This is a genomic window from Rubrivirga sp. S365 (genome assembly GCF_032248475.1).
In the GTDB taxonomy this organism is placed as follows: domain Bacteria; phylum Bacteroidota; class Rhodothermia; order Rhodothermales; family Rubricoccaceae; genus Rubrivirga; species Rubrivirga litoralis.
Genome location: NZ_JAVTTN010000001.1, coordinates 3,109,164 through 3,131,600, shown reverse-complemented (window position 1 = coordinate 3,131,600; position 22,437 = coordinate 3,109,164). Strand labels below are relative to the sequence as shown.

Annotated in this window: 16 protein-coding genes and 1 tRNA gene; 9 read left to right on the top strand and 8 right to left on the bottom strand. The window is 73.7% G+C overall.

Annotated features, from left to right (window positions below; translation table 11 throughout):
• Positions 1–38: 38 nt before the first annotated feature.
• Positions 39–1,391 carry an alpha/beta hydrolase family protein gene (locus RQM47_RS13680; RefSeq protein WP_314009322.1) on the bottom strand — a complete coding sequence of 451 codons (1,353 nt, stop codon included), beginning with the start codon at positions 1,389–1,391 and terminating at the stop codon, positions 39–41.
• A gap of 277 nt (positions 1,392–1,668) precedes the next feature.
• On the opposite strand from RQM47_RS13680, the gene RQM47_RS13675 reads away from it, so the two are divergent.
• From RQM47_RS13675 to RQM47_RS13665, 3 genes are all read left to right on the top strand, one after another.
• On the top strand, positions 1,669–3,057 hold the full coding sequence (locus RQM47_RS13675) for a hypothetical protein (protein ID WP_314009321.1): 1,389 nt from the start codon (positions 1,669–1,671) through the stop codon (positions 3,055–3,057).
• Positions 3,058–3,184: 127 nt separating this feature from the next.
• On the top strand, positions 3,185–3,631 hold the full coding sequence (locus RQM47_RS13670) for a hypothetical protein (RefSeq protein WP_314009320.1): 447 nt from the start codon (positions 3,185–3,187) through the stop codon (positions 3,629–3,631).
• A 24-nt stretch (positions 3,632–3,655) separates the two neighbouring features.
• Positions 3,656–4,021, top strand: coding sequence for a DUF3140 domain-containing protein (locus RQM47_RS13665; protein WP_314009319.1), 366 nt, complete (start codon positions 3,656–3,658; stop codon positions 4,019–4,021).
• A gap of 12 nt (positions 4,022–4,033) precedes the next feature.
• Here RQM47_RS13665 and RQM47_RS13660 read toward each other — a convergent pair whose 3' ends face one another.
• The 3 genes from RQM47_RS13660 to RQM47_RS13650 all read right to left on the bottom strand — a co-directional run bounded on the left by RQM47_RS13660 (position 4,034) and on the right by RQM47_RS13650 (position 6,411).
• Positions 4,034–4,906, bottom strand: a complete 873-nt coding sequence (locus RQM47_RS13660) for an ion transporter (protein ID WP_314009318.1) — start codon at positions 4,904–4,906, stop codon at positions 4,034–4,036.
• A gap of 59 nt (positions 4,907–4,965) precedes the next feature.
• The gene (locus RQM47_RS13655) at positions 4,966–6,213 is read right to left on the bottom strand and encodes a glycosyltransferase (protein ID WP_314009317.1); all 1,248 of its coding nucleotides are present in this window, start codon (positions 6,211–6,213) and stop codon (positions 4,966–4,968) included.
• Between the two features lie 124 nt (positions 6,214–6,337).
• Positions 6,338–6,411, bottom strand: a tRNA-Met gene (locus RQM47_RS13650).
• A 279-nt stretch (positions 6,412–6,690) separates the two neighbouring features.
• On the opposite strand from RQM47_RS13650, the gene RQM47_RS13645 reads away from it, so the two are divergent.
• Together RQM47_RS13645 and RQM47_RS13640 are read left to right on the top strand one after the other, a co-directional pair.
• Positions 6,691–8,025, top strand: a complete 1,335-nt coding sequence (locus RQM47_RS13645; RefSeq protein ID WP_314009316.1) for an OpgC family protein — start codon at positions 6,691–6,693, stop codon at positions 8,023–8,025.
• 145 nt (positions 8,026–8,170) lie between these two features.
• Complete coding sequence (locus RQM47_RS13640; protein ID WP_311661806.1) at positions 8,171–9,358, top strand: DNA polymerase III subunit delta'; 1,188 nt, start codon at positions 8,171–8,173, stop codon at positions 9,356–9,358.
• A gap of 152 nt (positions 9,359–9,510) precedes the next feature.
• Here the strand turns inward: RQM47_RS13640 and RQM47_RS13635 are convergent, their stop codons facing one another.
• On the bottom strand, positions 9,511–10,383 hold the full coding sequence (locus tag RQM47_RS13635) for a TraB/GumN family protein (RefSeq protein WP_314009315.1): 873 nt from the start codon (positions 10,381–10,383) through the stop codon (positions 9,511–9,513).
• A 266-nt stretch (positions 10,384–10,649) separates the two neighbouring features.
• Positions 10,650–11,069 (bottom strand): peptidylprolyl isomerase, encoded by a 420-nt coding sequence (locus tag RQM47_RS13630; protein WP_314009314.1) that lies wholly within the window; start codon positions 11,067–11,069, stop codon positions 10,650–10,652.
• 128 nt (positions 11,070–11,197) lie between these two features.
• Between RQM47_RS13630 and RQM47_RS13625 the strand changes: the two genes are divergently transcribed.
• A complete protein-coding gene (locus RQM47_RS13625) occupies positions 11,198–13,027 on the top strand; it encodes a M43 family zinc metalloprotease (RefSeq protein ID WP_314009313.1) in 1,830 nt (609 codons plus the stop codon).
• Between the two features lie 175 nt (positions 13,028–13,202).
• On the opposite strand, the gene RQM47_RS13620 is transcribed toward RQM47_RS13625, so the two are convergent.
• Complete coding sequence (locus RQM47_RS13620) at positions 13,203–15,020, bottom strand: sodium:solute symporter family protein (protein WP_311661813.1); 1,818 nt, start codon at positions 15,018–15,020, stop codon at positions 13,203–13,205.
• An 819-nt stretch (positions 15,021–15,839) separates the two neighbouring features.
• On the opposite strand from RQM47_RS13620, the gene RQM47_RS13615 reads away from it, so the two are divergent.
• On the top strand, positions 15,840–18,980 hold the full coding sequence (locus RQM47_RS13615) for a DNA polymerase I (RefSeq protein ID WP_311661815.1): 3,141 nt from the start codon (positions 15,840–15,842) through the stop codon (positions 18,978–18,980).
• 65 nt (positions 18,981–19,045) lie between these two features.
• Here RQM47_RS13615 and RQM47_RS13610 read toward each other — a convergent pair whose 3' ends face one another.
• Entirely contained in the window at positions 19,046–20,134 is a 1,089-nt protein-coding gene (locus tag RQM47_RS13610) for a type I restriction endonuclease (protein ID WP_311661933.1), read from the bottom strand.
• A gap of 233 nt (positions 20,135–20,367) precedes the next feature.
• On the opposite strand from RQM47_RS13610, the gene RQM47_RS13605 reads away from it, so the two are divergent.
• Together RQM47_RS13605 and RQM47_RS13600 are read left to right on the top strand one after the other, a co-directional pair.
• The gene (locus RQM47_RS13605; protein WP_311661817.1) at positions 20,368–21,738 is read left to right on the top strand and encodes a pitrilysin family protein; all 1,371 of its coding nucleotides are present in this window, start codon (positions 20,368–20,370) and stop codon (positions 21,736–21,738) included.
• Between the two features lie 55 nt (positions 21,739–21,793).
• Positions 21,794–22,261: a hypothetical protein gene (locus RQM47_RS13600; protein ID WP_311661819.1), complete on the top strand. Its 468-nt coding sequence runs from the start codon at positions 21,794–21,796 to the stop codon at positions 22,259–22,261.
• Positions 22,262–22,437: the final 176 nt, after the last annotated feature.

Here is a 22,437-nt window from a genome sequence, read left to right as displayed (position 1 = left end):
GTGAGCCCGGGCGGCCGCCCCGCCCTACGCCGCCCCGCTCACTCCGCCGTGGCCTGCGCGGTGATCCACTCCGTGAGCAGGTCGAGCACGGCCGGCGCGACGGTCGTCTCGGTGCGCCCGATCTCGTCGGGGAGCCCGGTCGTCGCCGGCTGGAGCCAGTGGTTCACGCCGTCCACGACGACGACGGTGCCGCGGCTCCCAAGGGCGTCGCGGAGCGCGGGCTCGTTCGCGTCCGGCGGCGTGAACAGGTCGGCCGAGCCGACGACGGCGAGCGTGGGCACGCGGACGGCCCGGAGCGCGGGCGCGGGGTCGTAGCGGACAAAGTCGCGGTACGGGCGCGACGTGTGCGCGCGGACGGCCCCGTCGAGCGCCTCGCCGGACCACCCCGCCCCGGCAAAGGCGGCGCGGACGCGCCGGGCGGCGTCGGCGGAATCGGCGTCGGAGCGGGCGGCCGCGACGACCTCGGCCATGACAGACCGGGCCGCGTCGACTTCGGAGGCCGGGGCGCCGGTGGCGGCCACGAGCCGCGGCGTCTGCTCCGCGAGCGCGTTCCCGATGGGCGTGGCCGGGGCGGCGAGGAGGACGAGGAACGACGCGCCCGCCGCTCGCGGCGCGACGAGCCCGCCCTCGCTGTGCCCGACGACGCCAACGCGCGCCGGGTCGACCGTCGGCTGGGAGCGCAGGGCGCGGAGGGCGGCCTCGGCGTCCCGCGTCAGGTCGTCGAGGCGGGCGCCTCCGGCCGGCCCGTCCCCGTCCCGCTTGTCGTAGCGGAGCGCGGCGACGCCGTGGCGCGCGAGGTGGTCGGCGAGGACGAGGAACGGCCGGTGCCCCTCGATCTCGGCGTCCCGGTCGGTAGCTCCCGAGCCCTGGAGGAGCACGACGCCGGGGAACGGGCCGGCGCCCTCGGGGACCGTGAGTGTCCCGGACAACTCGACGCCCGCGTCGGACGCAAAGGTCACGTCCGTAGACGCGTAGGGGAGCGGCGGGAGCGGGGTCTGCGGGCGCCAGAGCCGGGTCGGGTCGTCCGCGGCGGCGGGCACAAGTGTCAGCGGGACCGAGCGGTCGCCCTGCGTGAACGTCCCCTCGATCTGCTCGCCGTCGGGGGAGATGCGGCCTCGGAACGTCATGGACAGCCGGTCGAGCGCGAGGAGCAGCGAGTCGCCGCGGACGGCGGCCTCGGAGAACGGATTGTCTCGGGCCTGGCTCGCGTCGGTCAGGTACACCACGAGGTCTCCGTCTGCGCCGCGCTCGACGAGGAGTGTCGGGGGGAAGTAGGGCTCCACCGCGCGCCACGCGCCCACGATGTCGGCGCCCTCCGTCTGGGCGGAGACGCCCGGGACCGCCAGGCAAGCTCCGGCGAGGATCAGGCCGACGGCGAGAACGGTGCGCATGAGGACGGCTCCGGGAGCGGAAGGGGCGGGGCGGCAACCTACGCCGCCCCGCCCTCGGCGCCCGCCCCGCCCTCGGCGCCCGCCCCGCCCTCGGCGCCCGCCTCGCCCTCGGCGCCCGCCTCGCCCTCGGCGCCCGCCCCGCCCGCTACCTTCGCTGTGCCCCCGCCCCGCCCGACGTGCCCGAGCCTCCCCGCCCGGCGTCCGCGCCGCCCCCCGCCGCGCCCCGAGACTCTCCCCGTGAGGGCGGGGCGGGGCCGTGACCGACCCGACGCCCGCCGTGCTCCCGCCGCTCGCGGGCATCGCCGCCGTGCTGGCGACGCTGGCGCTCGCGCTGGTCGCAGTCCGCCGCGTGCAGGTCCGGCGCGGGCTCCCAGCGGAGGCGGCGCGGAGGGCGCTGCACGTGGCGGTGAGCGTCGTCGCGCTGGCGCTGCCGTGGCTGTTCGACGCCGACTGGCCCGTCGTCGTGCTGACGGCCCTGGCGCTCGTCGCCGTGCTCGCCGTCCGCGCTGTGCCCGCGCTCCGGGGCGGGGTGGGCGGCGTGCTCCACGAGGCCGGGCGGCCGTCGCTGGGCGACCTGTGCTTCCCCGTCGCCGTGGGCGCGCTGTACCTCGTGGCCGGCGACTCGCCGGTCCTCTACGCGGTCCCGCTCCTGCTCCTCGGCTTCGCGGACCCCGCCGCCGCGCTCGTGGGGCGCCGGCACGGGCTGGCCCCGTACGCGACCGACGAGGGGACGAAGAGCCGCGAGGGCTCAGTCGCCTTCGCGTTCGTGGCCTTCCTGTGCGTCCACGTCCCGCTCCTCCTGTTCACGCCCGTCGGGCGGCCGGAGTCGCTGTGGATCGCGGCCGTCGTGGCCGTGCTCGCGACGATCGTCGAGGCCGTCTCGTGGCGCGGGCTGGACAACCTGTTCGTCCCCTTGGGGACGTACGCCGTCGTGCTCCGCCTGCTCACGTTCGACGCCACGCTCCTGGCCGCCCACTTCGTCGTGCTGGCGGCCCTCGTCGGGGCCGCCGCCGCGCTGCGCAGCGAGACGACCGTGGGCGGGGCGGGCGTGTTCGGGGCCGCGCTCGTAGCCTACCTCGCGTGGTCGCTGGGGGGAACGGCGTGGCTGCTCCCGCCGGCCCTCGTCTACCTCCTCTACGCCCGGATCTGGCCGGCCGCCCGCGAGGCCGACGGGCTCCCGCACGATCCGGCGCGGCGGCCGCACACGGCGCACAACGTGTTTAGCGTGGCGTCGGTCGGCGTGCTGTGGCTCCTGGCCGCGCGGGCGCTCGACCTCGACCTGCTCTACCCGTACGCGCTGGCGTGGGGCGCCCCGCTCGCGTTCCTCGGCGTGGACCGGATGCGCGAGGCGCGCCCGGCGTGGGGGCCGGCGGCGCTCGCGTGGCGGGCCGCGTGGCGGAGCACGCTGGTCGCCGTCGTGCCCGTGCTCGCGGTGGTGTGGCTCCGCGTGCTGGCCGGCGTGCCCACCGCCCCGCCCGCCCCGCTCGCGGCGACGGCGGCGTTCCTCGCGGTGGGGCTGGTGGCGACGGGCGGGGCGGCGCTCGTGCTCGCCGTCTACAAGGTGCCCATCGACGTGCGGACGTCGGCGTTCGAGGGGCGGCTGTGGCGGGCGGCGATCGTGGCGGCGCTCTCGGCGTTGGGGCTCGCGGCGCTGGCTGTGGCGTGAGCGGGGCGGGCTGTGGCGTGAGCGGGGCGGGGCGGGCGCGGAAACGCCGTGGTCGTGCGTATACATGCGCCGCCCCGCCCTCGCGCCCTGCGAGCGCCCCCACCTTCCGCACGCCGCCCCGCCCTCCATGCCGCTCCTCCGCTTTCTCGCCGCCCGCCGCCGCGCCCGCCGCGTGGCCGCCCTCACGCTCGACGGCGCCCGCGGGCGGGCGTGGCGGGGCGCCGCGCTCCTCGACGAGCAGGACCCCGGCTGGGCCGGCCGCGTCGACCCGGGCGCCCTCGCGCTCGGCGACGGGCAGGCGTGTGTGCTCGGGCAGCTCCACGGCGACTACCGGCGCGGGCTGGGGCGCGCCCGCGTCATCGACCTGTCGAGCGCGCCGGGCCGGTTCGTCTCGCCGGTCGACCTCGGGTTCCAGGCCGTCGGCGGGCTGGGCGGGGCGGCCGAGGCCCTCGACTACGCGCTCCTCACGCGGGCCTGGCGCGAGGCCGTCGCCGAGCGGCGCCCCACCGAGGCCGCCCTCAGGAAGCCCCCGACGGCGCGGGCGGGGCGGAACGCGGCGGCGGCGGCCCGGTAGCGGCCGGGCACCCACCCCGCCCCGATGCCCCTCGACTGGACCGACGACCAACAGGAGACCTACGACGCCTTCCACGACGCCGTGAACATGGCGCCCAAGGAGCTCGGGGAGTGGCTCGGGACCGACGACTCGCAGTCGGTCGGCGTCACGCGCGAGGGGGAGTCCGAGGCCGTTGGCCACCAGTCGGGCGACCGGATCGTGGAGGTCAAGCGGACGAAGAAGGACGACCTCACGGAGGACGACCTCGACCACATGCAGACCGTCGTCGGCTACGTCCACCGCCACCTCGCGCAGGGGCCGGACGGGAGCGCCCGCGACACGCCGTGGCGCTACTCGCTGATGAACTGGGGCCACGACCCCTGCAAAGACGACGACGTCGACTGCTCCTAGCCGCCCCGCCCGCTACGTCACGCGCGGCGGCTCGGGCGGGGCGGCGGCCCGGACGAGGTCCGTCCCGCACCGCCGGCAGAACCGGGCGTCGGGGGCGTGGTCGTCGAGCCCGCACGTCGGGCACGTCTCGGCGCGCCGCGCGGCGAGCGCCGCCTGGTGGCCCCGGGTCATCTCGGCGGTCACGATGCCCGTGGGCACGGCGATGATCCCGTAGCCCATCACCATGAGCACGAGCGCGAGCCCCTGCCCCAGCGGCGTGGCCGGCGAGATGTCGCCGTAGCCGACCGTCGTGAGCGTGACGACGGCCCAGTAGACGCTCCGCGGGATCGAGTCGAATCCGTTTTCGCCGCCCTCGATGAGGTACATCATCGAGCCCATGACGGTCACGAGCGTCAGGATGACGAAGATGAACACGGAGATCTTCCGCCGGCTGCCCCGGAGCGCTCGGCTCAGCTGGTCGGCTTCGTCGAGGTAGTTGGCCAACTTGAGGACGCGGAACACCCGGAGCACGCGGAGGATGCGGACCGAGAGGAGCACGATCGCGCCCGGCGCGATGAGGCTGATGTACGTCGGCAGGATCGAGAGCAGGTCGACGACCCCGTAGAAGCTCCGCGCGTAGTGGAGCGGCCGGCGGACGACGGCGAGCCGGACGGCGTACTCGATCGTGAAGAGGACCGTGAAGAACCACTCGGCGGCCAGGAACGTGCGCCGGTAGTGCTCGTGGACCGACTCGACGCTGTCGAGCATGACCACGCCCACGCTGGCCAAGATGGCCACGATGAGGACGAGGTCGAACGTCCGCCCCGCCTTCGTGTCGGCGAGGAAGACGACCCGGTGGATCCGCTTGCGGAGCGGCCCGGCGTGGGGGGTGATCTCGTCGGCCATGCTGGAAGCTAGCGGCGGCCGCTCCGCTCGGCGGGGGCGGGGCGGGGTGGTGGGCGTCCTTACCGGCGCCGGGCGACGGCGTCGGCGAGGACGGCCTCGAAGCGGTCGGCGACGGCGTCGAGGTCGAAGGCGGCCTCGGCGTAGGCCCGGGCGCGGGCGCCCATCGCAGCGCGGCGGCCGTCGTCGGCGAGGAGGGCCAGGACGCGGTCGGCGAACGCGCCTGCGTCGCCGGGCGGGGCGGTCTCGCCGGCCCCGGCGTTCACGACCGTCCGCGCGGCGAGGTTGTCGGCTGGGACGGAGAGGACCGTCGGGCGCCCGGCGCACAGGTAGGCCAGCACCTTCGACGGCACCGACACGGCGCTCGCGCCGGGCTCGAGCACGGCCGCCATCACGTCGCCCGTGCCGAGCACGTCGGGGAAGGCCTCGAATGGCTGGAACGGGAGCAGCGTGAGCGCGCCCGCCCCGCCCTCGGCCTGGCGCGCGGCGAGCCAGTCGGCGCCGTCGCCCTCGCTCACGACCACGAGCCGCCCCGCCGGTTTGCGGTCCGCCGGTTTGCGGTCCGCCCCCGTTTGTTCGAGCCGGCGCGCGAGCGCGAGGAGGAGGGCCGGGTCGTGCTTCATCCCGAGCGTCCCCGAGTAGAGGACGACCGGGGTCTCGGCCAGCCCGTGCGCCCGCGCCCACGCGTTGTCCTTGGGCCGGGCGGGGAGGTCGGCGAGCGGCGCCCAGTTCTCGACGACCGCCACGCGCCGGGCCTCGACGCCCCAGCGGTCGAGGAGCGGGCGGAAGTCGTCGGTGATGGCGACGACGGCGTCGGCGGCCCGCAGGAGCCGGCCCTCGCGCCACTCGAACGCCCGGCCGGCGAGGTCGCCGCCCCGCCCGAACCGCTCGGCGAGGACAGCGCGGGCGCCGGTCGAGAGCACGTCCATGAGCCAGTTCACGAACGCCGCCCCGCTCCCGCGCGCCGCGCCCATGACGGCGCCGAGCGCGTCGAGCGGCGTGTTCGCGCACAGGACCACGTCGGCCCCGAACGCGGCGACGTGCTCGGCCGCCGCGCGCCCATAGGCCGCCTCGCTCCGCCTGCGCGCCACGAGCCCGCCGACCGACCGCGCCCGCTTGTCCACGGGCGGGGCGGCGATCGGGTCGACCGAGAACGTCGCGGGGTCGCCCGGCCGGCGCTCCAGGAGGTCCTGCGGGACCAAGTTCGTCGCCGAGTACCCCAGCCGGACCGTGTGCCCGCGCGCGGCGAGCGCACGCCCGAGGTCGGTGATGAACGCGTACCGGCCGTAGTCGTGGAGGTAGATCCGCATCGGGCGGTCCCAGGGGACGGGGCGGGGGCTTGGCGGCCGCCGCCGGCGGGCGGGGCGGACACGACGGCGCCCGGCCGCAGAACGGCCGGGCGCTGCGCTCGGGGCTCCGAGCCGTGGGAGGCGGTAGCGCGGGGGAGACTTGAACTCCCGACCTCAGGGTTATGAATCCTGCGCTCTTACCAACTGAGCTACCGCGCCAGATCCGCACGGGGCGGGGCGGCCTCCCGTCGGGACAGGATACGGCGCCGCCCCGCCCGCGCTCAATCCAAGGTTTCGGGAACGGGTGGGGTGGCCGCTCAACTCGGACGCCAGCAAGCTCCTCTACGGCTCAGCGTGTTCAGGCAAGGTGGCGGCTTCGGTTGAGGCGCCCGGCCTGGAAGGGCACGAGGTGGCGCGGGCGCGGGGAGCCGGGACGCGAGAGGGGCAGGGAATACGCCATGGTCTTGTAGGGTCGCCCGCAGCTCTCCACGTGCCAAGATGGCTCTTGGGCGGCGGGGTGGCCGGCTGGTGAACCATCTCGGCTCTGTAATCGGAGCCGCAGCCGTGCTGGCGCGGCCCGGTCACTTTCTGGCCTTCGTCCCGCTCCGCCTGCCGTTCCTGCCCGTGCGCTTTTATCCCACCCCCGCTTTTACTCTGCGCCGTAGCGAAGGGGACTTCGCTCTCGCGGCTCCCGGTGTCCGTGACCACCGGATCGACGTGGTCCGCGGGGCCGCCCTCCTCGTCATTCTGTGGAACCACCTTGCCCGCTCGCTCCCGGGAGCCTACGCCCTCACCGAACTCACGCCGACCGCATGGGGACTCTCCGACGCCGCCGACGTGTTCGTCTTCCTCTCAGGGTACGTCTACGGCCTCGCGTACGCTCGGGTGTGGGAGGGGGGAGGGCTCCGGGCGGTGTACAAGAAGTCGGCCGTTCGGGCGTGGGAGCTCTACGTGGTCAACGCCGTCGCCTTTGTCCTCGCTGCCGGCCTTGTCGCCGCCTTCTCGCTCCACGTCGCCCCCGAGCAGACGGCGGCCATCGAGAAATTCGCCCCGCTGCTTAACAGGCCCCTCGACGTTCTCGCGTCGTTCCCTGCCCTCCGCGCGGACGTCCCGTACTTCGATGTCCTTGTCCTTTACATCGAGATCCTCCTCGTCGTGCCCATCCTGTACGCGCTCCTCCAGTTCCGGTGGTGGGTCGGCCTTGGAGCGAGCACGGGGCTCTACCTCGTGGCCCAGACGGAGGGAGGCGAGTGGCCGCTCTTCTTCAACCCGCTCGCGTGGCAGCTCCTGTTTGTCGCCGCCGTCGCGCTTGGGGCGTACCGGCCCCCGATCCCTCGGGCGAAGGCGCTGGCACTCGCGGCCGTCGTCATCGTCGTCGGCTCAGCGCTGTCGTTCCGGGTCCTCCATCCCCTCGCGCTCCGGGGGTTCGTGCCCGACCTCGGCTGGATTGCCGTCGTGGAGTGGTCCGCGAAGGGGACGCTCGGGGTGGGGCGGCTCGTCTACTTCGCCGCGCTCGCCTACCTTTTCCGCTACGCTACCCGGCGCGACAGCCCGGTGTGGGCGGGGCGGTGGACCGCTCCCCTCCGAACCGCCGGACGCCACTCCCTCGGCGTGTTTGCGTTCGGGATCGTCCTGACCTACGCGGGCACGCTCGTCGGGCACACGGCGGAGACAGGTCTCGTGGGAGGCGCGCTCGTCGCTGGCGCCGCCTGCGTGGCCTCCCTGGTATTCGCCTACGTTCTCGAGTGGCGAAACGCCCGCCCCGCCCGGGCTTCCGCCGCCCCGCTCCCGCCTAGACGGGTCGGACTCGCCGCACTCGATGAGACGCGCTAGAGCCACCATGTTCGCCCTTGAGACGACGCGTCGCGTGCTTGCAGGTGGCCCACGCCGAGACACCACCGCCCCGCCCGGCCCTAGCTTCCACCGCCCCGCCCCCGTCACGAGCGGGGCGGTCGGATTCCACCCCGCCCCCACAAACATGCCCTGGAGCCGCGTCGTCGGACAGGAACGGTCCACCGACGTCTTGGCCCGCGCCCTCTCGTCGGGCCGCGTGGCCGGGACGTACCTCTTCCACGGGCCGGCCGGCACCGGCCCGCGCGCCGCCGCGCTCGCGTTCGCCCAGGCCCTCCAGTGCGAGCGGCGCGGACGGGGCGGACCCGACGACGACGCCTGCGGCGTGTGCCTCGCCTGCACCAAGACCGCGCGCCTCATCCACCCCGACGTCCACGTCTACCTCCCGTTCCCGCGGACCTCGACGCGGGCGGGGCAGGACGAACGGCCCAAGGACTACGCCGAGCGTCTGGCGCGGCTCGCGCTCGACCCGTACGCGCCCGTCGACTACCGGCAGCGGGCGACGCTCGACGCCGAGGGCGCGCAGAACAAGCAGGTCCAGCACCGGAAGGTGCCCGTCGACCAGTTTCTCCGCCACGACATGACGTTCGTGCCCGCCGAGGGCCGCCACGTCGTCGGCGTGCTGACGGACGCGGACCACTTGCGGACGGAGGCGGCCAACTCGCTCCTCAAGCTCCTCGAAGAGCCGGCGCCCGACGTGGTCCTGATCCTGACGGCCGAGCGCGTCGAGAACGTGCTCCCGACGATCCTCTCGCGGTGCCAGCGCGTCCGGTTCGACCCGCTCCCGGCCGCGGCCATCGAGGGCGCGCTCGTCGCCCGCGACGTGGCGGCCGACCGCGCCGCGTTCGTCGCGCGCATGGCCGACGGCTCGCTCACGCGCGCCCTCGAGCTCGTGGGCAGCGAGGCGCTCCACGCCCACCGCGCGCTCGCGCTCGACTTCCTGCGGACGGCCTACACGGGCCGCCCCGACCTCCTGGCGCCCGTCGTGTCGAAGGCGGCGGGGCTCGGGCGCGAGACGCTCAAGTCGTGGTTCGACCTGGTCACGCTGTGGGTGCGCGACCTCGTGCTCCAGTCGGCCGGCGCCGAGGGCCGGCTCGTGAACGTGGACCAGGCCGAGGCCGTGGGCAAGTTCGTCGCCCACCTCCCCGACGCCGACCTCCCCGCCATGACGGCGCTCGTGGCGCAGGCCGCCGACGCCGTCGCGGCCAACGGCAACGCCACGCTCGTGCTGACGGCGCTCTCGTACGGGCTCCGCGACGCCATGCTCGGCCGCCCGGCGGAGCGCCTGTTCACCCCGCTCGACGTGGCCGCGTAGGGGAGGAATGGAGGGATTGGGGATGAGAGAGGGATGAGCGGGCGGGGCGGCTCGGTACGTGACCCGCGACGCGTGGTGGGGGGAGGCGTCGCGGACCACCCCGCCCGCGTCCCTCTGCTCATCCCTCTGTCCCTCGATCCCCCATCCCTCCTCTACATCCGCTCGACCGTGTAGCCGTCCTCGCGGAGCATCTCGACCACGCTCTGCGGGCCGACGAGGTGGCCGGCGCCGACGACGACGAGCGCGTCGTGGTCGCGGGCGAGGAGCGAAAGAACCTGCGGCACCCACGCCCGGTTGCGCGTGACGAGCAGGGCCTCGAACACCTCGGGCTGCGTCATGCCCTCGTTGATGAGCGCCACGAGGGCCTCGTCGTCGCCGGTCGACCACGCGTCGACCATGTCGTCGAACATCTCGCTGGGGTCCGTGTCGGCGTCCTCGATGCTGTCCATGAGGAACGCGACCTGGATGTCGGTCGGGAGGTCATCGAAGGCGGCCGTCTGGAGCGCGATGGTCTCGAACGGGACGCGCTCCTTGCCGTCAGCCTTGGCGCGGCCGAACAGGTGGGCGTCGACGCCGCCGCCGGGCGTGGCCCCGGCGCGCTGGGCCATGAGCGCGCTGTAGGTGAGCCCTGCGAGCCACGGCTCGAACGCGTCGAAGGCCCCGGCCGGCACGCCGAGCGGGGCGACGGCGTCGTCGAACGCCGCCTTCTGCTCGGCGGTCAGCGCCTCGGCGACGGTCTCCTCGTCCATCCCGGCCACCATCATGCCCTGGGCGCCGGCCTGCGCCAGGTTCAGGTCGAGCTCGAAGGCGACAACGTCGGCGGCGTCGTAGGCGGCCTCGACGTGGGCGGGGAGGGGGAGCGCGTCGGCGGGCAGGAAGTGGACGGAGCCGAGCAAGACCACGCGGCTGTCGCCGTCCTCCAGGACGAACATCGGCGGGCGCCGGTCATCGGGCTCCTCGTCGCTCTGGGCGAGGGCGGGGAGGGCGAGCGTGAGCGCGAGGAGGGCGGCGAGGGCGAGGCGCATGCGGGGGCGGGGCGGGTGACGGGTGAAGAGTAACGGGTGACGGGCGAGGAGAAAGGGGATTCCGCCGCCCCGCTCGGCGCAGGCCGTGTAGGGGTGGACCGCGCGCCGGCTCTGGCCTCCCCGCACGGCCCGGGACCGCCCCGCCCGCGCTGGTCGCTCCGCCCGACCGGACACCATGCACCGTGTCTCTACGTCTGTCAACACGTCTTTCGACGGCCCACCCCGCCGCCGGGCGGGGCGGCTCGTCACCCGTCGCTCGTCGCCCGCTACTCCACGCGCGTCAGGTCGAACGTGAGCGCCTGGCCGGCGAGCGGGTGGTTGGCGTCGAGCGTCACGCCGTCCTCGCCCACCTCCGTCACCGTGGCCTCGATCGCGCCGCCGCCCTGGACGCCGAGCTGGAGGCGCTGGCCGGGCGCGGGCTGGACGCCGTCGGGGAACGCGTCGGTGGGGACGACGAGGAGGCGCTCGGGGTCGCGCGCGCCGTACGCCTCGTCCGCCGGCAGGCGGACCGTCTTGCGGTCGCCGACCTCCATCGTGGCCACGGCCGCGTCGAACCCGGCGACGACCTCGCCGACGCCGAGCGTGAACGCGAGCGGCTCGCGGCCCTCGGACGAGTCGAACACGGTCTCGTCGTCGAGGCGGCCGGTGTAGTGAACGCGAACGGTGTCGCCGGTCTGGGCAGGCATGGAGTGTGGGGGTGGGGGCGGGGAGGGATGGCCGCCGGCGGTGTCCGGTTCCGCGTGCCCGGCCGCCCCGCCCACACGAAGCCCGCGCCCTCCACCGTATGTTCGACCGCCCCGCCCGCCGCCGTCCCTTGGTCCTCCGCCCCGCGCTCCTCGCCGTCGTCGCCCTGGGGGCCGTGGCCGTTGGGCCGGGCGGGGCGGCGCAGACGGCCGAGGGCAACGGGCGCCGGTGCGGCGTCGAGAACCCGCCGCCGGCTCAGGTCGAGCGCACGACGCAGATCGTCCAGCGGCGGCGGGCGCTGGGTGCGCTCCGCCCCGCCCTCCGCGCGGTCGAGGGGCCGGTCGTGGTGCCGCTCGCCGTCCACGTCGTCTCGGACGGGGGCGGGGCGGTCGTGACCGACGCGCAGGTGGCGGCGCAAGTCGACGTGCTCAACGCGGCGTTCGGCGGCCTGGGCTTCCAGTTCGTGCTGGCCACCCTCGACTGGACCGAGAACGAGGACTGGGGGCGGGGCCTCCGGCTGCGCTCTAGCGCCGAGCGCGAGATGAAGCGGGCGCTCGCGCTCGACCCGACCGTCTACCTCAACCTCTACGTCCCGGCCACGCTCGCCGAGGACTATTTGGGCTGGGCCACGCTCCCCGACGAGCGCGACGCCGGGACCCCGCTCGACGGCGTCGTCGTCGGCGGGCGAGCGTTCCCGGGCGGGGCGGCCGTCCCGTTCAACGAGGGCGACACGGCCGTGCACGAGGTGGGCCACTGGGCCGGCCTGCTCCACACGTTCGACGGGGCATGCTCGGCCCCCAACGACGGCGTGGTCGACACGCCGTGGGAGCGGTTCGGGGCCACGGGCTGCCCCGTCGGCCGCGACACGTGCCGGCCGGAGGACGAGGGACCCGACGGCCAGCCGCTGGGCGCCGCGGCCGAGGGCCTCGACCCGATCCAGAACTACATGGACTACTCGGACGACGCCTGCATGACCGAGTTCACGCCCGGCCAGCGCGACCGCGCGCGGGCGCTCACGGCCGAGTTCCGCCCCGCCGTCGCCGCCGGCGGCCGCGTGGTGGCCACCGTCGCGCGGTCGGCGTTCCGCGGCGCGTTCGTGGGCGTGCCGCAGACCGCCCCGCTCCGCGTCGTCAACACGGCGTCGGAGCCCGTCACGATCACGGCCGTCCGCTCGTCGGACCCGGCATTCGCGGTGGGCGGGGTGGGGACCGTCGTGCCGGCCGCCGGCGTGGCCGTCCTCGACCTTGTGTTCACGCCGGCCGCGGCCGGGGCCGCCGGAGCCACGATCACGGTCGAGACCGACCGCCCCGCCCTCGCCGTCGTGCCGGCCACGGTCACGGCGGCGGCCTCGCTCCCGCCCATCGCCCGCGTCGGGACCGAGCCCGTCCGCGTTGTGGCCCTGGAGGGCGAGCGCGTCGAGGTCGCGGTCGAGCTGGTCAACGAGGGCGGGGCGGCGCTCACGTATTCGGTCGGCGCCGCCCCGCCCTGGGTCGCCGCCGTCGAGCCGGCCGAGGGCACGCTCGCGCCGGGCGGGGCGGCCGGGCTCGTCGTCACGGTCTCGACCGAAGGGCTCGACGTGCCGGCCGGGCAGCGCGAGCGCGAGGTCGCGGGCGCGCTCTCGATCGCGACCAACGACCCGCTCCGCCCGGCCGTCGAGGTCCCGCTCGTGGCCGTCGTGTCCGAGCGACCCGACGCGTTCGCCGTCGGCAACCCGTACCCGAACCCCGGGCGCGGGCGGATCACGGTCCCCCTCGCGTTCCCCGACGACGCGGACGGCGTGACGGTCGAGGTCTACGACGCGCTCGGCCGGCGCGTGGCCGTGCTGGCGGAGGGCGCCGCGTTCGCGGCCGGCTTCCGCGACCTCGTCTGGGACGCCGCCGGCGCCCCGTCGGGCGTCTACCTCGTCCAGGCCCGCTCGGCGGGCGGGGCGGACGTGGGGCGCGTGGTGGTGGCGCGGTAGCCGCGTTCCTGCGCCACCCCGCCCCGCCGTCTCCGCGAGCTGTTTCGGGGCGTCCTCCGGGCGGGTACGGGTACCCGGTACGGGGTACGGCTCCAGGTGAGCTCCCAAGCCGCCCACCCTGTACCTCGTACCCCGTACCCTCTCGTAGTCTGGAGCGAGGGCGGGGCGGTGCCCGTCATGCCGAGACGGCCGCCTCGTCCTCCCGGTACGTCCACACGAGAACCCCGAGCGCGGCGGCCCCGAACGCGAGCAGCGCCGCCCCGCGCAGCGGCGTCCCGAGGAGCAGCCCGCCGACGCCGAACAGCGCCGCGTAGACGGCCGCCACGCCCAGCGCCCAGCGCAGCGCGAGCCGGCCCAGCCCGCTGTCCGCCACCACGTCCGCGTTTCGGGCCGCGACGGGCCGCCACCCCGCCCCGCCCGGGCGGATGCGCCGGTAGAACGCGTCGAGCGCCTCGGGCGGGGTGGGCCGCGTGAGGAACGTGGCGCCCAGCCAGCAGACGGTCGTGATGCCGACGATGCCGTAGAGGTTGACCGGGAAATCGGCCGTCAGGAACGGGACGTCCGCCCCGCCCAGCTGGAGCGCGACGAGCACGACCGGGACGACCGTCGCCGTCAGCTCGCTCCACGCGTTCACGCGCCACCAGTACCACCGCAGGATGAGGACCAGGCCCAGCCCGGCCGACGCGCTCAGCACCAGCCCCCACGCGTCGGCGATCGTGTCCAGCTGCGTCGTGACCAGGAACCCGACGATGGCGAGCGCGAACGTGAGCACGCGCGACACGAGCACGAGCCGGCGCTGGTCGGCCGCCGGGTCCAGGAACCGGGCGTAGAGGTCGTTCACGAGGTAGCTCGTGCCCCAGTTGAGCTGCGTCGAGATCGTCGACATGAACGCGGCCAGGAACGCGGCAAACAGGAGGCCGAGGAGCCCCGGCGGGAGCGTCTCGCGCATGACGAGCACGTAGCCCTCGCGCGCGTTTTCGAGGTCGGGGTAGAGCACGAGCGCGCACAGCGCCACCAGGATCCACGGCCACGGCCGCACGCAGTAGTGGGCGACCGTGAACCACAGCGTCGCGAGCGCCGAGTCCCGCTCCGACCGCGTAGCCAGCATCCGCTGGGCGATGTAGCCGCCGCCGCCCGGCTCGGCGCCGGGGTACCAGCTCGACCACCACTGGACCCCGAAGTAGGCCACGAACGCGAGGACCGAGATCGCGAAGAGGGCCGCCGAGTCCGCCCCGCCGGTCTGCGGTCCGCCCGCGCCCACGGCGGGGAGGAACCGGACCGTCTCGGCCGGGAGCTGCGCGACGAGCCCCGAGAGCCCGCCGATCTGGGGGAGGTCGAGCGCAAACCACGCGAGCGCGAACGACCCGATCATGGCCAAGCAGAACTGGAACGCGTCCGTCACCACGATCCCCCACAGGCCCGAGACGAGCGAGTACGCGCCGATAAGGAGCATGAGGAGCCCGACGACCGCGAGCGGCGCGCTCACCTCCGCCCCGCCCAGCGTGAACGACGTGCGCCCGAACAAGGTGAGGTCCGGGAAGAGGACCGAGAGGACCGTCTCCATCGCGAGCGCCACCCACCCAATCACGACGCAGTTCATGAACAGCCCGAAGTAAACGGCCTTGATCCCTCGGAGCCAACGGGCCGGCGCCCCCCGGTAGCGGACCTCGACGAACTCGACGTCGGTGAGGACCCCGCTCCGCCGCCACAGGCGGGCGAAAAAGAACACGGTGAGCATCCCGCCGAGTGCTCCGTTCCACCAGATCCAGTTGCCCGAGATGCCCGTCTCGGCCACGACTTCGGTGACGAGGAGCGGGGTGTCGGCGGCGAACGTGGTCGCCACCATGCTCGTCCCGGCCAGCCACCACGGCATGGCCCGTCCGCCGGCAAAAAACTCGTCCGTCCCGCCGGACGCCCGCCGCGCAAACAGGGCCGCCAGCCCGATCGTGGACGCGAGGACGACGGCGACGATGGTCCAATCGAGACCTGTCATAAATCGAGTCTGGGGCGGGGTGGAGGACGGTTCCAGGGTACCGCCGCCCACCCCGCCCGGCAACTGCCGCCGCCCCGCCCCACACGCAGCGCGCCGCCCGGGCGAACCCAGGCGGCGCGTCAGAGGGGGCCAGCGTGCGGTGCTAGAACTGGAAGACGACCAGCACGCCCAGGCCGACGAGGGCGGCCGCGGCCGTCATCGTGGGGATCAAGCGGTTCATGGGGTTGGGGGTTGGGCGGGGGGGACCCACGGTATCGTCCCGCGCGCTAAAAACTTATCCACACGCGGGAACAATCGCCGAGTGGAACATAGCCGTTCCCGATCCCTGCCTGCAACCCCCGCCCGCCTTTTTGTTTGCCGCCTGACAGCGGGCGCCCGCAGAACGCGACGCGTCATGCCCGGTGACAACCGCTGGACCGCCCCGCCCGACGCCGCCCGGCTCAACGACCGGCACTCGTAGGGACACGACTCGTCGTGTCCGGGGCAGGCGGGGCGGTCTGGCTCAGCGCCGCCCTGCCCGGTGCCACCCCGCCCACGGCGCGGGCGGGGCGGTACGTCCCACGCGGACACCACGCGTGGTGTCCCTACGAACCCGAACCTTCGCGTTCCTGCGGGCGGGGCGGTTCCGGGCGACGCCGCCTCACCCCGCCCACGGGCGACCGCCGGTCGCCCCTGCGGCGGCCGCCCCGCCCCTGGCGCGGGCGGGGTGGCGCATCTGCTGCCCGCTGCCCGCGAAGCCGGACACCGCAGGTAACCCGTCGGCACCGGGCGGCGTTAGCGTGCGCCCACCCGCCCCGCCCGCGCCCGCCGCCCCGCCCGATGGCCGACCCCACGCTCTTCGACGACGCCTCCGAGACCACCCCGCCCGACGCCGCCGCCGCCCCGCCCGACGCCGACCTCACCGTCACGCTGCCGGAGGCTCCCGGAGGAGACGGCGACGCCCTCTACGACGACGAGGCCTTCGACGCCATCGAGGGCGGGGCGGCCCGCGAGACCCTGTTCCTCGCCGACGCGATGGCCCTCGCCTACCGGGCCTTCTTCTCGATGAAGAACGCCACGCTCACGGCCCCCGACGGCCGCGACACGCGGACGCTCTACGGCTTCGCGACGGCCCTCCTCAAGCTCCTTGAAGACGAGCAGCCCGAGCACATCGCCGTCGTGTTCGACAAGCTCGGCGGCACGCCCACGTTCCGCGACCAGCTCTACGACGACTACAAGGCCCACCGGCCGCCCATGCCGCCGGAGATCAAGGACAACGTGCCGCTCATCAAGCGGCTCGTCGAGGCCTTTGACATCCCGGTCTTGGAGGTCGAGGGTGTCGAGGCCGACGACGTCATCGGGACGCTCGCCAGGCGCGCCGAGGACGAGGGCGTCGACGCCGTCATCTTCTCGGCCGACAAGGATTTCCGGCAGCTCCTGTCCGACCGCGTCTCCATGCTCCGGCCGCCCTACATGGGCGAGGCGTTCGACCGCGAGACGCCCGAGACCTTCCGCGAGAAGTACGGCGGCCTGGAGCCGACCAAGTTCATCGACCTCCTGGCACTCATGGGCGACTCGTCGGACAACGTGCCCGGCGTGCCCGGGATCGGCGAGAAAACGGCCGTCAAGCTCATCGACCAGTACGGGTCGGTCGAGGCCCTCATCGAACACGCCGCCGACCTCAAGGGCAAGCGCGCCCGCGAGGGCATGACCGACCACGCCGACGACGCCCGGCTGTCGAAGGAGCTCGTCACGATCCGCACCGACGTCCCGCTCGAAACCGCCGAGGGCGCCCCGCTCGACTGGCACACGCTCCGCCGCACGGACCCCGACCTGGGCGCCGTCGACTCGCTCTTCGACGAGGTCGGCTTCGGGAGCCGGCTCCGCGACCGCGTCCGCGACTACGCCGCTGGGCGAGCGCGCACGAAGGGGGCGGGCGGGGCGGGGCGGCGGTCCCACACGGCGCTCCCGGCCGACGACCCCTCGCTCTCGTTCGACTTCGGCCCCTACGAGCCCGTCACCGCCCTCGACTCGGACGCCGTGAGCTACACGACGGTCTGGGAGCGCGACGAGCTCGACGCCGCCGAGGCCGTCACGCAGGGCGCCGAGCGCCTCAGCTTCGACACCGAGACCACGTCGACCAACTCGATGGAGGCCGAGCTCGTCGGCGTGTCGCTCTCCAAGGAGGCCAGGCGCGCCGTCTACGTCCCCACCCCGCTCCCGGACGGGACGCCGACGGACCCGGCCATCGAGCCGCTCCGCCCCGCCCTCGAAGACGAGTCGTTGTTGAAGGTGGGCCACAACGTCAAGTACGACCTCGTGGTGATGAAGCGGCACGGCGTGACCGTGCGCGGCCCGATCTTCGACACGATGGTGGCCCACTACCTCCTCAACCCCGAGGCCGTCCACAAGCTGGACGACGTCGCCAGCTTCTACCTCAACTACCGCCCGCAGCCGATCACCGACCTCATCGGGACGGGCAAGAACGCGCTCTCCATGCGCGACGTGCCGGTCGAGGACGTCGGCCCCTACGCCTGCGAGGACGCCGACGTCGCCCTCCGCCTCGTCGACAAGCTGACCGAAGAGCTGCTGAAGATGGACGATGAGGGGCGCCTGCTCCAGATCGCCGAGACCATCGAGTTCCCGCTCGTGCCCGTCCTGGCCGACATGGAGATGGCCGGCGTCAAGGTGTCCGATAAGGTGCTCGCCGACATCTCGGACCAACTCGAAGCCACGCTCGCCGAGCAGGAGCAGAAGATCTATGAGCTGGCGGGGCGGGAGTTCACGATCGGCTCGACGAAGCAGCTCGGCGAGGTCCTCTTCAACCCGCCCCCGACTGAGGAGCAGGTGGCGGCCTACCAGCAGTGGGTCCAGGACACCAAGGACAACGAGGCCGGCGAGGTCGAGGGCGACACGGACGCCAAGCCCAAGACCAAAAAGCAGCTCAAGGAGGAGGCGCCGACGTACGGGATCGGCCTCGACGCGATCGGCAAGACCAAGACCGGCCGGCCGAAGACGGACGAGAACGTGCTGTCAGAGCTCGCCCAGACCCACGACCTCCCCGCCCTCGTGCTGGATTGGCGGAAGGTGTCGAAGCTGAAGTCGACCTACGTCGACCGGCTGCCCGAGCTCGTCCACCCCGACACGGGCCGCATCCACACGGACTTTAACCAGACGGTCACGGCGACGGGCCGGCTGTCGTCGTCGAACCCGAACCTCCAGAACATCCCGATTCGGACCGACCTAGGGAAAGAAATCCGGCGGGCGTTCGTGGCCGAGCCGGGGCACCAGCTGATGGCGGCCGACTACGCCCAGATCGAGCTCCGCATCATCGCCCACATGTCCGGCGACCCCGGCCTCGTCGAGGCGTTCCAGTCGGACCAGGACATCCACACGGCGACGGCCGCCCGCGTGTTCTCGGTCGACTACGAGGACGTCGACCGCGACCAGCGGAACAAGGTGAAGCAGGTGAACTACGGCATCCCGTACGGGATCTCGGCGTTCGGGCTCGCCAACCGGCTGCGGATCAAGAACGCCGAGGCGCAGGAGCTGATCGACCAGTACCGGGCGTCCTACCCCGGCGTCATCGAGTTTTTGGACGGCCTGCTGGAGGAGGGCCGGCGGCGGGGCTACGTCGAGACGCTCCTGGGCCGGCGCCGCTACGTCCCCCAGATCACGAGCCGGAACCCGAACGACCGCGCCTACGCCGAGCGGATCGCCGTCAACATGCCCATCCAGGGCACGCAGGCGGACATGATCAAGCTCGCCATGATCGCCATCCACCGCCGCCTGGGCGGGGAGGGGCTTGCAACCCGGATGATCCTGCAGGTCCACGACGAGCTCGTGTTCGAGGCGCCCGACGCCGAGGTCGAGGCCGTGACGGCGCTCGTCCGCGAGGAGATGCAGGCGGCGCTCCCGCTCGGCGACGTGCCCATCGTGGTCGACGTGGGCGTGGCCGGCAACTGGCTCGACGCCCACTGACACCGCCCCGCCCGAGCGGGGCGGTGCTTTGGGGCGGGGCGGTCGAGGCCGCCCCGCCCGCCCGGCTATGGCATCTGGACCTCGACGTCTTTGCCGAACTCCAGGCTGGCAAGGCGGCACGCCTTCTCGATGAGGCGCTTCTTTGCCTCCGAGCTGTTCTGTGTGCTGAGGAACCATCCTGGCGCGATTTCGGCGGACTGCCCTTCAAGCTCGGGGTGCCCGGGGAAAAGGTCGGCCTTTGATCGGGCCAGGTAGGCCCTCTTCTTGCCACGGACCTGCTCCGCAAAGCGCTCCGGAAAGCCTGAGTCTCGCGAGGCTAGCGTCTTGAACACGCCCTCGATTACCTCGTGGCCTCGCCGGCATCCGACGAACTCTCCGTCGATAGCGTAGCCCGTACCGGGGAGCGGGGTGGACGTGGCCGATCCGCTCGCCGAGCGTGAACGGGTTCGGCGTTTGGTGACGGCCGTCTTGGGCTTCGGGAGGGAGCCGGAACGGGGCCGGAGCGCTGCGAGGAAGGAGTGGAGGTCTTTCGGTTCAGCCTCAAATCCGCTGACGCGCTCGACTTCCGTCGTCAAAAGCGACACGACAGGCGTTTCGGGATCTGCGAGGAGATTGGCCCACGCTTGAGGGATGGCCTCGGCCGCCCCCTTCCGCTGCTTTGCCCGCTGATAGTCCTTCCTTGCGCGCTCGAACGCCTCACCGGACTCGACGGCCTCGCGCGAGAGGTACCGCTCGAGCCGCTCGACACTCTCGTCGGGGTCGCGCTCCAGCAGGTCGAGGAGGTACACGCGGCGCTCGTCGTAGCTCCCTTGCATGGCGGGGAGGTAGACGTGCCACGTAACTCCATCGGTGAGGATGGCGATGGGGACGCCCTCATGGAACGCGTACTCAAACAACTGGCGGTCAGCGCCATTGGCCAAGCCAGGCTGCTTTACCTCGACGAAAACGGCGGGCGTCCCATTGGTGATGAGGGCGTAGTCGACGCGCCGCTTCTCGACGCTGTACTCTGGAGCGACGACGGACGGATCGAACACTGGCCATCCGAGTCCGTCCAGGATTGGGAGAACCACACCTCCGCTGACCGACGCCTCGTTTGCTAGGCGGCCAGACTGGAGGAGGTCGCGCGCGTTGTCGAGCCTTTCGCGTAGGGACATCTCCAAAGCTAAGGCCCTTATCAGGTAGAGCAGTTGCCGTGACAGACGTAGGCGCGGCCGGCAGCGGATTCCGTTCCCACGGCCGCCGCCCCGCCCGCGCGGGGCGGGCGCCTCGTTTGCTACGAGCGGGGCGGGGTGGCTACGACATCCAGACCAGATCCTCCGCCGGACCCCCGCCCCGCCCGCGGTCGTAGGGCGCGCCCACCCCGCCCCTTGGGTCCGCCCCGCCCGCTATGACCGAGACCGCCGCCGCGCCCCTTACCGACCACCCCGAGTTCGTGTTCGAGACCGCCTCGGGCGGGGTGGAGGCCTACCGCCACCGGCGGAACGGGATGCTCGCGCTGCTTCTCGACGAGGCCGCCGCGCCCGTCGTCGCCTTCCAGGTCACGTACCGCGTGGGCAGCCGGAACGAGGGGGCCGGACTGACCGGCGCGACGCACCTCCTGGAGCACCTCATGTTCAAGGGGACCGAGCGGTTCAACCGCGACCTCGGGACGAGCGTGTTCCAGACGCTCCAGGCCGTCGGCGGGCAGATCAACGCGACGACGTGGTACGACCGGACGAACTACTACGCGCTGCTCCCGAGCGAGCACCTGGAGCTGGCCGTCGAGGTCGAGGCCGACCGGATGCGCGGCGCCCGCGTCCGCGACGAGGATCTGTCGAGCGAGCGGACCGTCGTCCTGAACGAGCTGGACCGGGGCGAGAACGAGGCGCTGCGCAAGCTGCTCCACACCGTCTACGCGACGGCCTTTCAGGCGCACCCCTACGGGCACCCTGTCATTGGGTGGCGGAGCGACGTCGAGACGGTCACGGCCGCCGGGCTCCGCCACTTCTACGACACCTACTACTGGCCGCAGAACGCGGTCGCCTCGGTCGTCGGCCAGTTCGACCGGGCCGAGGCGCTGGACCTCCTCGACCGCCACTTTGGCGACATCCCCGCCGGCCCGAACGAGTCGGACGCGGCGCCCGAGCCGCTCGTCCACCGCGCCGCCGACGAGGCCGTCACGCGCGAGCCCGAGCAGCGCGGCGAGCGCCGCGTGATCGTGCGCCAGGCCGGCGAGCTGGGCGCCGTGATCCTGGCCTACAAGGCGCCCGCCGGGCTCGACGCCGACGCCGACGCGCTCGACGTGCTCGTCCAGGCGCTCTCGGCCGGCAAGAGCAGCCGGCTCTACCGCCGCCTCACCGACCGGAGCCTGACGACGGCGTCCTCGGCCTTTTTCCCGCGCCTCCGCGACCCCGGCCTGTTCGCCGTCTACGGCACGCTGGCGCCCGACGTGACGCACGAGGCGGTCGAGGCCGAGATCCGCGCCGTCCTCCACGAAGTCGCCGCCGACGGCCTGACGGTCGAGGAGATCGAGCGGGGCCGCCGCCAGGTCGTGGCCGACGAGGCGTTCGGGCGCGACGGGCCGTACGCCGTCGTCTCGCAGCTCAACGAGGCCATCGCCGTCGGCGACTGGACGCTGTTCTCGGAGTTCCAGGGCCGGATCGAGGCCGTCACCGCCGAGGCCGTCCAGGCCGCCGCCGCGCGGCTCGTCGACGACGACCGCCTGACGGTCGGGTGGTACGTCCCCGACGCGCCGGGCGCCGGCGGCGACCCCGCGTAGGACCGCCCCGCCCCCGCGGGGCGGGGTGGCGTTCGGGACCTTCTCGCGGCCACACATGGACACGCACGGCACGCACCCGCCGGCCGGCGGCGCTCCCGGGGCGGGGCGGTCGTCGTTCGACCTCCCGCTCTTCGTCGCGGCGTTGGGCAGCCTCCTCCTGGCCGTTCCTGGAGCCGTGGGCTTCGCCTTCATCGTGTCGGTCCTGTGGGACTCTTCGTGGCAGGCCAACGACGAGGCCGTTGCGAGTGCCGCTGCGATCGCGCTCCCCCTCGTCGGGTTCTACCTCCTCGTGGGGTACTGGCGGTCGGGGTTCGTGGGCGCGCGGCCTCCGCGGCCCGCCTGGTTCTGGTGGCTGTCGGCGGCGTACAACGGGCTTGGGCTGGCCATAGTCGTAGCCGAGACGTGGGGGCCGAACGCGGGCGTCCCGTTGCTGTACGTAGCGCTCGCGGTGGCGTGGACCGGGTTCATGGTGGCGCTCGGCGTCTCGCGCGCCACGGGCCTCGGCCGCAGGGCGCGCTCGTAGCGGGGCGGGGCGGCCTCTGAGCCACCCGCTACCGCCCCGCCTGCGTCGTCGCATGGCACGGCGCCCGCCCCGCCCGACGACACCCCGCGTGGAGTTCCGGTCGCCCGCCCCGCCCGTGCGCCGCGTGGGCGGGGTGGGCATCTGCCGCTCGCCGCTCGGACCCTGGGGGCGGGGCG

Excerpts from the sequence above, each read along its gene's own strand:
- RQM47_RS13615 (WP_311661815.1), top strand. The coding sequence starts at position 15,840 with ATGGCCGACCCCACGCTCTTCGACGACGCCTCCGAGACCACCCCGCCC.
- RQM47_RS13680 (WP_314009322.1), bottom strand. The coding sequence starts at position 1,391 with ATGCGCACCGTTCTCGCCGTCGGCCTGATCCTCGCCGGAGCTTGCCTG.
- RQM47_RS13600 (WP_311661819.1), top strand. The coding sequence starts at position 21,794 with ATGGACACGCACGGCACGCACCCGCCGGCCGGCGGCGCTCCCGGGGCG.
- RQM47_RS13605 (WP_311661817.1), top strand. The coding sequence starts at position 20,368 with ATGACCGAGACCGCCGCCGCGCCCCTTACCGACCACCCCGAGTTCGTG.
- RQM47_RS13645 (WP_314009316.1), top strand. The coding sequence starts at position 6,691 with ATGGCTCTTGGGCGGCGGGGTGGCCGGCTGGTGAACCATCTCGGCTCT.
- RQM47_RS13620 (WP_311661813.1), bottom strand. The coding sequence starts at position 15,020 with ATGACAGGTCTCGATTGGACCATCGTCGCCGTCGTCCTCGCGTCCACG.
- RQM47_RS13665 (WP_314009319.1), top strand. The coding sequence starts at position 3,656 with ATGCCCCTCGACTGGACCGACGACCAACAGGAGACCTACGACGCCTTC.
- RQM47_RS13655 (WP_314009317.1), bottom strand. The coding sequence starts at position 6,213 with ATGCGGATCTACCTCCACGACTACGGCCGGTACGCGTTCATCACCGAC.
- RQM47_RS13610 (WP_311661933.1), bottom strand. The coding sequence starts at position 20,134 with ATGTCCCTACGCGAAAGGCTCGACAACGCGCGCGACCTCCTCCAGTCT.
- RQM47_RS13670 (WP_314009320.1), top strand. The coding sequence starts at position 3,185 with ATGCCGCTCCTCCGCTTTCTCGCCGCCCGCCGCCGCGCCCGCCGCGTG.
- RQM47_RS13640 (WP_311661806.1), top strand. The coding sequence starts at position 8,171 with ATGCCCTGGAGCCGCGTCGTCGGACAGGAACGGTCCACCGACGTCTTG.
- RQM47_RS13630 (WP_314009314.1), bottom strand. The coding sequence starts at position 11,069 with ATGCCTGCCCAGACCGGCGACACCGTTCGCGTTCACTACACCGGCCGC.
- RQM47_RS13635 (WP_314009315.1), bottom strand. The coding sequence starts at position 10,383 with ATGCGCCTCGCCCTCGCCGCCCTCCTCGCGCTCACGCTCGCCCTCCCC.
- RQM47_RS13660 (WP_314009318.1), bottom strand. The coding sequence starts at position 4,906 with ATGGCCGACGAGATCACCCCCCACGCCGGGCCGCTCCGCAAGCGGATC.